We start from the raw sequence: 10863 nt of genomic DNA on the forward strand, positions 1-10863 counted from the left end.
CCGTAGTGGCCAACGAGGACAAGCTCCGGGACTACCTGAAGCGGGTCACGGTCGACCTGCAGAAGACCCGGCAGCGCCTGCACGAGGTGGAGGCGTCCGCGCACGAGCCGGTCGCGATCGTCGGCATGGCCTGCCGTTACCCCGGCGGCGTGACGAGTCCCGAGGACCTGTGGCGGCTGGTGGAGTCCGGGACCGACGCCACCGGCGCGTTCCCGACCGACCGCGGCTGGGACCTGGAGTCGCTGTACGACCCCCAGTCGCAGCGGGAGGGCACCTCGTACACCTCGCGCGGCGGTTTCCTGTACGACGCGGCGGACTTCGACCCGACGTTCTTCGGCATCAGCCCCCGCGAGGCGGTCGGCCTGGACCCGCAGCAGCGGCTGCTGCTGGAGGTCGCGTGGGAGACGCTGGAGCGCGCCGGCATCGACCCCGCCTCGCTCGCCGGCAGCCCGACCGGCGTGTTCACCGGCCTGATGTACCACGACTACGCGGGCAGCAACAGCTCCGGCAGCGTGGTCTCCGGCCGGGTCGCCTACACCCTGGGGCTGGAGGGGCCGGCGGTCACCGTCGACACCGCCTGCTCGTCGTCGCTCGTCGCGCTGCACCTGGCGATCCAGGCGCTGCGCCGGGGCGACTGCACCCTCGCGCTCGTCGGCGGCGTCTCGGTCATGGCGACGCCGCTGACGTTCGTCGAGTTCTCCCGCCAGCGGGGCCTGTCACCGGACGGGCGGTGCCGCTCGTACTCGGCGGACGCCGACGGCACCGGGTTCGCCGAGGGTGCCGGCGTGCTGCTGGTGGAGCGGCTGTCGGACGCGCTCGAGCACGGTCACCGCGTACTGGCGGTGGTGCGGGGCTCCGCGGTCAACCAGGACGGCGCGTCGAACGGGCTGACCGCGCCCAACGGGCCGTCGCAGCAGCGGGTCATCGAGGCCGCGCTTGTCGACGCGGGCCTGTCGACGCGCCAGGTCGACGTGGTCGAGGGGCACGGCACCGGCACGACCCTGGGCGACCCGATCGAGGCGCAGGCGCTGCTCGCCACGTACGGCCAGGACCGGGAGGACCCGCTCTGGCTCGGCTCGGTGAAGTCGAACATCGGCCACACCCAGGCCGCAGCCGGGGTCGCCGGGGTCATCAAGATGGTGGAGGCGATCCGGCGCGGTGTCCTGCCCGCGACGCTGCACGCCGAACAGCCGTCGGACCAGGTGGACTGGACGGCCGGCAACGTACGGCTGCTGACCGCCGCCACGCAGTGGCCGCAGACCGGGCAGCCGCGCCGGGCCGCGGTCTCGTCGTTCGGGTTCAGCGGCACCAACGCCCACGTGATCGTGGAGCAGGCGCCGGAGACCGTCGTCGCGCCCGAGCCGGCCGCCGCGCCGGTGACGTCGCTGCTGCTCACCGCCCGCGACGCCAACGCGCTGCGGGACCAGGCGCGGCGGCTCTCCGCCGTGGTGTCGCAGGTGGAGCCGGCTGAGCTGGGCTACGCCCTGGCCACCACCCGGTCCCGCTTCGCGCACCGGGCCGCGGTGCTCGGCGGCACCGCCGGGGAACTGGCCGCCGGCCTGGGCGCCCTGGCCCGCGACGAGCAGGCCGCCAACCTGGTCCGCGGCCGGGTGGCCGACGGCGGGGTCGCGATGCTCTTCTCCGGGCAGGGCGCGCAGCGGCTGGGCATGGGCCGCGGGCTGTACGCGGCGTACCCGGAGTTCGCGGCGGCGTTCGACGAGGTGTGCGCCGCCCTGGACCCGCACCTGGACGGGCCGCTGCGCGACGTCCTCGACACCGAGGACCTGCACCTGACCGGCTGGACCCAGCCCGCCCTGTTCGCCGTCGAGGTGGCCCTGTACCGGCTCGTCCGGTCGTGGGGCGTCACCCCCTCGGTCCTGGCCGGGCACTCGATCGGCGAGCTGGCCGCCGCGCACGTCGCGGGGGTGTTCACGCTCGCCGACGCGGCCCGCCTGGTCGCCGCCCGGGGCCGGCTGATGCAGGCGCTGCCGGCGGGCGGGGCGATGCTCGCCGTGCAGGCCACGGAGGACGAGGTCGCGCCGCTGCTCGGCGCGGACGCCGACATCGCCGCCGTCAACGGCCCGGGCTCGGTGGTCGTCTCCGGCACGGAGGAGGCGGTGGCGGCGGTGGCCGAGCGGTTCGCCGACCGCCGCACCCGGCGGCTGACCGTGTCGCACGCCTTCCACTCGCCGCTGATGGACCCGATGCTCGCGCAGTTCCGGGCGGTGGCCGAGACGGTCTCGTACGCGCCGCCGAGCATCCCGCTGGTCTCCACGGTCACCGGCGCGCCCGCGGGCGACGAGCTGGCGACGCCCGACTACTGGGTCGGGCAGGTCCGCGCGACCGTGCGCTTCGCGGACGCGGTACGCGCCGCCGCCGCGACCGGCGCCACGACGTTCCTCGAACTCGGCCCGGACTCGGTGCTCGCCACCATGGCGGCGGACTGCCTGGACGGCGACGTGCTGACCGCGCCGGTGCTGCGCCGGGACCGCGACGAGCCGCGTGCCCTGGTGGAGGCGCTGGCGCGGCTGGAGACCCGGGGCGTCGCGCTGGACCCGGAGGCGTTCTACCACCGGTCCGGACGGTCCTGGGTGGACCTGCCGACGTACCCCTTCCAGCACGAGCGTTTCTGGCAGGACAGCGTGGACCCGGCCGGCTCCGGCCAGGCCGGCGACGACGACGGCCTGTGGGCGGCGGTGGACAGCGGTGACCTCGACACGGTGGTCACCACGCTCGACGTGGACCCGCAGGCGCCCCTGGCGTCGGTGCTGCCCGCGCTCTCCGCGTGGCGCCGGGGACGGCAGGAGCGCTCCGCGCTGGACCGCTGGCGCTACGAGGCCCGGTGGGAGCGCCGCCCCGGCGGCACCCCGGCGGCGCTGACCGGCACCTGGCTGCTGGTGGTCGCCGACCCGGCGGCGCCGGGCGACGCGGGCGCAGCGGTGGCCGACGCGCTCACCGCGCACGGCGCCACGGTCGTCACCACCGGCCCGGCGGACCTGGCCGGTCACCTCGACGCGGCACCGGCCGGCGTGGTCTCCCTCCTCGCGCTCGACGAGGCGTTCCTGCCCGGCCACCCCGGCGTCCCGGCGGGCGCCGCCGCCACCCTCGACCTGATCCGCGCGCTCGCCGGGCGGGGCGCCAGGCTGTGGTGCCTCACCCGTGGGGCCGTCGCCACCTCCCCGGCCGACCCGGTGACCGCCGTGGCCCAGTCGCAGGTGTGGGGCCTCGGCCGGGTCGCCGCGCTGGAGCTGCCCGAGACCTGGGGCGGCCTGGTCGACCTGCCCGCCGAGCTGGACGGGCGCGCCGCCGCCGCGCTGGCCGGCGTGCTTGCCGGCATCGGGGAGGACCAGGTCGCGGTGCGCCCGGACGGGGTGTTCGTCCGCCGGCTGCACCGCGCGCCGGTGACCGGCGCCCCGCCCTGGCGCGGCGCGTCCGGCACCGTGCTGATCACCGGAGGCACCGGCACCCTCGGCATCGAGGCCGCCCGCCTGTACGCGCGCCACGGCGCCGAGCGGGTCGTGCTGCTGAGCCGGCGCGGCACCGCTCCCGCCGAGGCGCTCGACGAGCTGCGCGGACTGGGCGCGCAGGTCGACGTCGTCGCCTGCGACGTGGCCGACCGGGCCGCCCTGGCGGCGGTCGTCGACGGCTACCCCGACGTACGCGCCGTCGTGCACGTGGCGGGGCTGGCGCAGCTCACCGGCATCGTCGACATGGAACTCGCCGAGTACGCCGACGTCGTCTCCGCCAAGGTCGCCGGCGCCACCCACCTCGACGCGATCTTCGCGGATCGCGACCTCGACGAGTTCGTGCTCTTCTCCTCCGTGGCCGGCGTCTGGGGCAGCGGCGGTCAGGCCGCCTACGCCGCCGGCAACGCGCACCTGTGCGCCCTCGCCGAGGCGCGGCGCGCCCGGGGGCAGGTCGCCACCGCCCTCGCCTGGGGCCCGTGGGCCGAGAGCACGCTGGTGGACGACGAGATCTCGGCCTCGCTGCGCAAGCGGGGCCTGGCGCCGATGGCGCCGGAGCGGGCCGTCGCCGCCATGCGTACGGCCCTGGCGGCCGGGGACACGGACGTCGTGCTCGCCGACGTGGACTGGGCCACCTTCGTGCCGTCGTTCACCGCGCTGCGGCCGAGCCGGCTGTTCGACACCATCCCCGAGGCGGTCGCCGACGAGGAGTCGGCCGAGACCTCCACCTCGTCGGACTTCGCCCGCCGGCTCGCCGACCTGCCCGAGGCGGACCGCCTCGACCACGTCGTCGGGCTGGTCCGCACCCAGGTCGCGCTCACGCTCGGCTACCCGGGGCCGGAGGCGGTCGAGCCGGCCTCCGCGTTCAAGGAACTGGGCTTCGACTCGGTCACCGCCGTGGAGTTCCGCAACCGGATGGTCGAGGCCACCGGCGTACGGCTCTCCGCGGCCGTCGCCTTCGACTACCCGACCCCGGTCGCGCTGGCCGAGCACCTGCTGGAGACGGGTCGCACCGAGGTGGTCGTCGGCACCGTCGCCGCCGACGAGCCGATCGCCATCGTCGGCATGAGCTGCCGCTTCCCCGGGGGCGTCAGCTCGCCCGAGGAGCTGTGGACGATGCTGCGCGAGGGGCGCGACGGCATCGGCCCGTTCCCCACCGACCGCGGCTGGGACCTCGACGGCCTGTTCCACCCCGACCCGGAGCACTCCGGGACCAGCTACGTCCGCGAGGGAGGCTTCCTCGCCGACCTGCCGGGCTTCGACGCGGCCTTCTTCGGCATCAGCCCCCGCGAGGCGGAGGCCATGGACCCGCAGCAGCGGCTGGTGCTGGAGGCGTCCTGGGCGGCCTTCGAGGACGCCGGCATCGACCCGACCGGGCTGCGGGGCAGCGCGACAGGCGTGTACGTCGGCGCCAACAACGTCGACTACGCCCGGATCACCGGGGCGGCCGGGGCGAGCGCGGAAGGCTTCATGGCCACCGGCAACGCCGCGAGCATCCTCTCCGGTCGCCTCTCGTACGTGCTGGGGCTGGAGGGCCCGGCCGTGACCGTGGACACCGCCTGCTCGTCGTCGCTGGTGGCGATGCACCTGGCGGTGCGGGCGCTGCGCTCGGGCGAGTGCGCGATGGCGGTCGCGGGCGGCGTCACCGCCATGTCGACGCCGGGCGCGTTCCTGGAGTTCAGCCGGATGCGCGGGCTCGCCCCGGACGGGCGCTGCAAGGCGTTCGCGGCCGGCGCGGACGGCACCAACTGGGGCGAGGGCATCGGCGTGGTCGTCCTCGAACGGCTCTCCGACGCGCTCGCCGCCGGCCACGAGGTCCTCGCCGTGGTACGCGGGACCGCCGTCAACCAGGACGGCGCGTCCAACGGGCTGACCGCCCCCAACGGCCCCTCGCAGCAGCGGGTCATCCGGCAGGCGCTGGCCGACGCCGGGCTCTCCACCGCCGACGTCGACGTGGTGGAGGCGCACGGCACGGGCACCACGCTGGGCGACCCCATCGAGGTCGACGCGCTCTTCGCCACGTACGGCCGGGACCGCGCCGGAGACCGGCCGCTCTGGCTGGGCTCGGTGAAGTCGAACATCGGGCACACCCAGGCCGCCGCCGGCGTCGCCGGGGTGATCAAGATGGTGCTCGCGCTGCGGCACGGCGAACTGCCCCGGACCCTGCACGTGGCCGAGCCGACGGCGCACGTCGACTGGTCGGGCGGCGTACGGCTGCTCGCCGAACCGCAGCCGTGGGAGCGCAACGGCCACCCGCGTCGCGGCGGCGTCTCGTCGTTCGGGTTCAGCGGCACCAACGCCCACCTCGTCATCGAGGAGGCGCCGGAGGCGCCCGAGGCCGAGCGGACGCCCGACGACGGGCCGGTCGCGCTCGTGCTCTCCGCCCGCTCAGACGGGGCGCTGCGCCGGCAGGCCGCCGACCTCGAGCCGCTCCTGGCCGAGGTGGCGCCCCGCGACCTGGCGTACTCACTGTCGCTGCGGGCCACCCACCCGCGCCGCGCGGTCGTGGTGGGCGGCGCCGACGAGCTGCGCGCCGGCCTCGCCGCGCTCGCCGCGGGGGAGCCCGCGCCGAACCTGGCCACCGGGGTCGCCGCCGGCACGCCGGGGAAGGTGGCGTTCTCCTTCCCCGGGCAGGGCTCGCAGTGGATCGGCATGGCCGTGGAGCTGCTGGACACCGCCCCGGTCTTCGCCGCCCGGATGGCCGAGTGCGAGGCCGCGCTGGCGCCGCACGTCGACTGGTCCCTGGAGGCCGTCCTGCGGCAGGGGGAGGAGCTGGACCGGGTGGACGTCGTCCAGCCCGTCCTGTTCGCCGTCATGGTGTCGCTGGCCGAGCTGTGGCGCTCCCACGGGGTCGAGCCCGCCGCCGTGGTGGGGCACTCCCAGGGCGAGATCGCCGCCGCCTGCGTGGCGGGCGCGCTCTCCGTGGCCGACGCGGCCAGGGTCGTGGCCCTGCGCAGCCGCGCGCTGCTGCGCCTGTCCGGCAAGGGCGGCATGGTCTCCGTGCCGCTGCCGGTGGCCGAGGTGCGCGACCGGCTGGAGCGCTTCGCCGGGCGGGTGACCGTGGCGACAGTCAACGGGCCGCGCTCGACGGTGGCGGCAGGCGAGCTGGACGCCCTCGACGAGCTGCTGGCCGAGTGCCAGCGCGACGGCGTGCGCGCCAAGCGCATCGACGTGGACTACGCGTCGCACTCGGCGTACGTGGAGGAGCTGCACGAGGAGCTGCGCGACGTGCTGGCCGGGCTGGAGCCCCGCCGGCCCGAGGTGCCGCTCTACTCGACAGTGGACGACCGCTGGCTGGACGACGTCGCGATGGACGCCGAGTACTGGTACCGCAACCTGCGCCAGACCGTCTGGTACGAGCCCGCCGTTCGGGCCCTGCTCGACGCGGGCGTCACCACGATCGTCGAGGTCAGCCCGCACCCCGTGCTCACCATCGGCGTGCAGGACGTCATCGACGACGCGGAGGCCACCGCCACCGTGGTCGGCTCGCTGCGCCGCGACGAGGGGGGACTGGCGCGCTTCCTGCTCTCCCTGGGCGAGGCGCACGTGCACGGCGTGCACCCCACGTGGGGCGTCGAGGGCGCGCGCCGGGTCCGGCTGCCCGGCTACCCGTTCCAGCACGAGCGGTACTGGCCGGCCGTCGGCACGGCCACCGCCGACGCGGCCGGACTGGGGCTCGCCGCCACCGAGCACCCGCTGCTCGGCGCGGCGGTCGCGCTGGCCGACACCGACGGCCTGCTCTTCACCGGCCGCATCTCGGTGGCCGCGCACCCGTGGCTGGCCGACCACCGGGTCGGCGGGCAGGTGTTCGTGCCCGGGACCGCGCTCGTGGATCTCGCGGTCCGCGCCGGCGACGAGGTCGACTGCGGCCGGGTCGAGGAGCTGACCCTGACCGCGCCCCTGGTGCTGCCGGAGAAGGGCGGGGTCCAGGTGCAGCTGCGCGTCGGCCCGCCCGACGAGAACGGGCAGCGGCAGTTGACCGTCCACTCCCGGCCGGACGGGGTCGCCACCGACGCGGCGCCGTGGGTGCGCAACGGCGTCGGCCTGCTCGCCCCCGGGGAGCCGGCGGGCGGCTTCGACACCGCGTGGCCGCCGGCGGCCGAGCCGGTCCCGTCCGACGAGCTGTACGCCACCCTGGCCACGGCCGGTCTCACGTACGGCCCGACGTTCCAGGGCGTACGCCGGGTGTGGCGGCAGGGCGAGGAGATCTTCGCCGAGGTGGCCCTGCCGGCGGAGGCCGCCCGGGCTGCGGCCGGTTACGGCCTGCACCCGGCGCTGCTCGACGCCGCGCTGCACCCGCTCGCGCTCGTCACCAGCGGCACCGAGGCGCTGCTGCCGTTCGAGTGGAGCGGCGTCTCCGTGCACGCCGTCGGCGCGACGGAGCTGCGCGTCCGGCTGCGTCCGCGCGGCCGGAACACGGTCGCGGTGACCGTGGCCGACCAGAGCAACACCGTGGTCGCCGAGGTCGAGTCGCTGGTGCTGCGGGAGGCCACCGCCCCCGCGCGGCCGAGCACGCACCACGACGCCCTGTTCCGCCTGGAGTGGACCCCGGTCGCCGCGCCGGCGACCGCCCCGGACGCCCGCTGGGCGGCCCTCGGCGGGTGCACCCTGCCGCAGGACGCCGGCCTCGTCACCGACGCGTACCCGGACCTGGCGACCCTGCGGGCCCGGGTGGCCGACGGCGCGCCGACGCCCGCCCTGGTCGTGCTGCCCTGCGCGGCCGGCGCGGCCGACGACCCCGCCGGGGCGGCCCACCGGGTCGTCCACGACACCCTCGCGGTGCTGCGCGAGTGGCTCGCCGACGAGCGGTTCGCCGACGCCCGGTTGGTCGTCGTCACCCGGGACGCGGTGAGCGTGCAGGAGGCGGCCCCCGGCCTGCCCAGCTCGCCGGTGTGGGGCCTGCTCCGGTCGGCCCAGAGCGAGCACCCGGACCGCTTCGTCCTGCTCGACGTCGACGACCGCGAGCCGCACCGGCTGCTCGCGGCGGCGGTCGCGGCCGACGAGCCGCAGCTCGCCATCCGCGACGGCGTCCTGCTGGCCCCCCGGCTCGCCCGCGCGGCGAGCAGCCCCGCGCTGGCGGCGCCGCCGGCCGAGCGCTGGCGGCTGGACGTCACCGAACGCGGCACGCTGGACAATCTGGCGCTGCTGCCCGAGGCGGAGGAACCGCGTCCGCTGGGGCCGGGCCAGGTGCGCATCGCGATGCGGGCCGCCGGCCTGAACTTCCGGGACGTGCTGATCGCCCTCGACATGTACCCCGGCGGCGGCGTGATGGGCGGCGAGGGGTCGGGCGTGGTCGTCGAGACCGGGCCGGACGTGACCGGCGTCGCGGTCGGCGACCGCGTCATGGGCCTGTTCTACGGCGCCTTCGGCACCGAGGTGGTCACCGACGCGCGGATGGTCGTGCCGGTGCCGTCGGGCTGGTCGTTCGCCACGGCGGCGTCGACGCCTATCGCGTTCTGCACCGCCTACTACGCGCTTGTCGACCTGGCCCAGGTCAAGCCGGGGGAGCGGGTGCTGGTGCACGCCGCGGCCGGTGGCGTCGGCATGGCGGCGGTCCGCCTCGCCCGGCACCTCGGCGCGGAGGTGTACGGCACCGCCAGCACCGGCAAGTGGGACGCGCTGCGTGCGATGGGGCTGCCGGACACGCACATCGGCAACTCCCGCACCCTGGAGTTCGAGGAGCGCTTCGGCGCGGCCGGCATCGACGTGGTGATCGACTCGCTGGCGAAGGAGTTCGTCGACGCCTCGCTGCGCCTGCTCGGCGCGGGCGGCCGGTTCGTCGAGATGGGCAAGACCGACGTGCGGGACCCGGACCGGGTCGCCGCCGACCACCCGGGCGTCGCCTACCAGGCGTTCGACCTGCTCGCCATCGACCCGGACCGGGTCGGCGCGATCCTGCGCGACGTGGTCGCCCTGTTCGGGACGGGTGACCTCACGCCGCTGCCGGTGCGGCCGTACGACATCCGGCGCGCCCCGGAGGCGTTCCGGTTCATGTCCAAGGCCCGGCACGTCGGCAAGCTCGTGCTCACCGCGCCGCCCCGGCGGGACCCCGACGGCACGGTGCTCGTCACGGGTGGCACCGGCACCCTCGGCGGTCTGCTGGCCCGGCACCTGGTGACCCGGCGCGGGGTGCGGCACCTCCTGCTGACCAGCCGCCGTGGCCCGGACGCCCCCGGGGCCGCCGAGCTGGTGGCCGAGCTGACCTCGTACGGCGCGGAGGTCACCGTCGCGGCGTGCGACGCGGCGGACCGCGCGGCGCTGGCCGAGACCCTGGCCCGGGTGCCCGCCGCGCACCCGCTGACCGCCGTGGTGCACACGGCGGGCGTCCTCGCCGACGGCCTGGTCGCCGCGCTGACCCCGGAACAGGTCGACGCGGTGCTGCGGCCCAAGGTCGACGCGGCGGTCAACCTGCACGAGCTGACCCTGGACGCCGAGCTGGCCGAGTTCGTCGTGTTCTCCGCGGCGGCCGGCACGATGGGCGGCCCCGGGCAGGGCAACTACGCGGCGGCGAACACCTTCCTGGACGCGCTCGTGGCGCGGCGCCGGGCGGCCGGGCTGCCCGCCCGTTCGCTGGCCTGGGGCCTGTGGAGCGAGGCGAGCGGGATGACCGCGCACCTCGACGCCAACGACCGCGCCCGGATGGCCCGCGTCGGCCTGCTGGAGCTGTCGGTGGAGCAGGGCATGGCGCTGTACGACGCGGCGGAGCTGGTCGACGAGCCGCTACTGGTGCCGATGCCGATGGACCCGGCGGCGCTGCGCGAGCTGGGCCGGGCGGGCCTGCTGCCCGCGCTGCTGCGTGGCCTGGTGCGGGGCCCGTCCCGACGGTCGGTGGAGCAGGCGACGCAGTCGCCCGGCGCCCTGCGCGACCACCTGGCGAGCCAGAGCGGCCCGCAGCGGCGGCACACCGCGCTGGAGTTCGTCAAGGCACAGGCCGCCGCCGTGCTCGGGCACGCCGGCGCGAGCGCCGTGGACCCCGACCGGCCGTTCACCGAGCTGGGCTTCGACTCGCTCACCGCTGTCGAGTTCCGCAACCGGCTGAAGGCGGCCACCGGCCTGAAGCTCTCCGCCACCATGGTGTTCGACCACCCGACCGCCGCGGCGCTCACCGACCACCTGCTGGCCGGGTTGGCCCCGGCCGAGGTGGACCCGGCCGCGGGGCTGTTGGCCGAGCTGGACCGGCTGGAGCGCTCGTTCGCCCAGGCCGGTGCGGCGGGTCTGGAGGACGCGGTCAAGGCACGGATTACCGATCGGTTGCACGCGGTGATGTCGAATTGGCGTGGCAGGTCCGACGTGGACGCCGAACCCGACGGACCGGACGTGGGCCTGGTGCTGAAGACCGCCTCCGCCGACGAGCTGTTGCGGTTCATCGACGACGAACTCGGCGCCGCCTGAACCGGAC

At 76.3% G+C, this 10863-nt stretch carries 1 protein-coding gene; it reads left to right on the forward strand.

The annotated features are described in order from the left end of the window. The first annotated feature begins 5 nt into the window (after positions 1-5). Complete coding sequence (locus AB0B83_RS11455) at positions 6-10856, forward strand: type I polyketide synthase (RefSeq protein ID WP_357578074.1); 10851 nt, start codon at positions 6-8, stop codon at positions 10854-10856. The last annotated feature ends 7 nt before the right edge of the window (positions 10857-10863 follow it).

The organism is Micromonospora sp. NPDC049060 (assembly GCF_040649055.1).
GTDB lineage: Bacteria > Actinomycetota > Actinomycetes > Mycobacteriales > Micromonosporaceae > Micromonospora > Micromonospora reichwaldensis.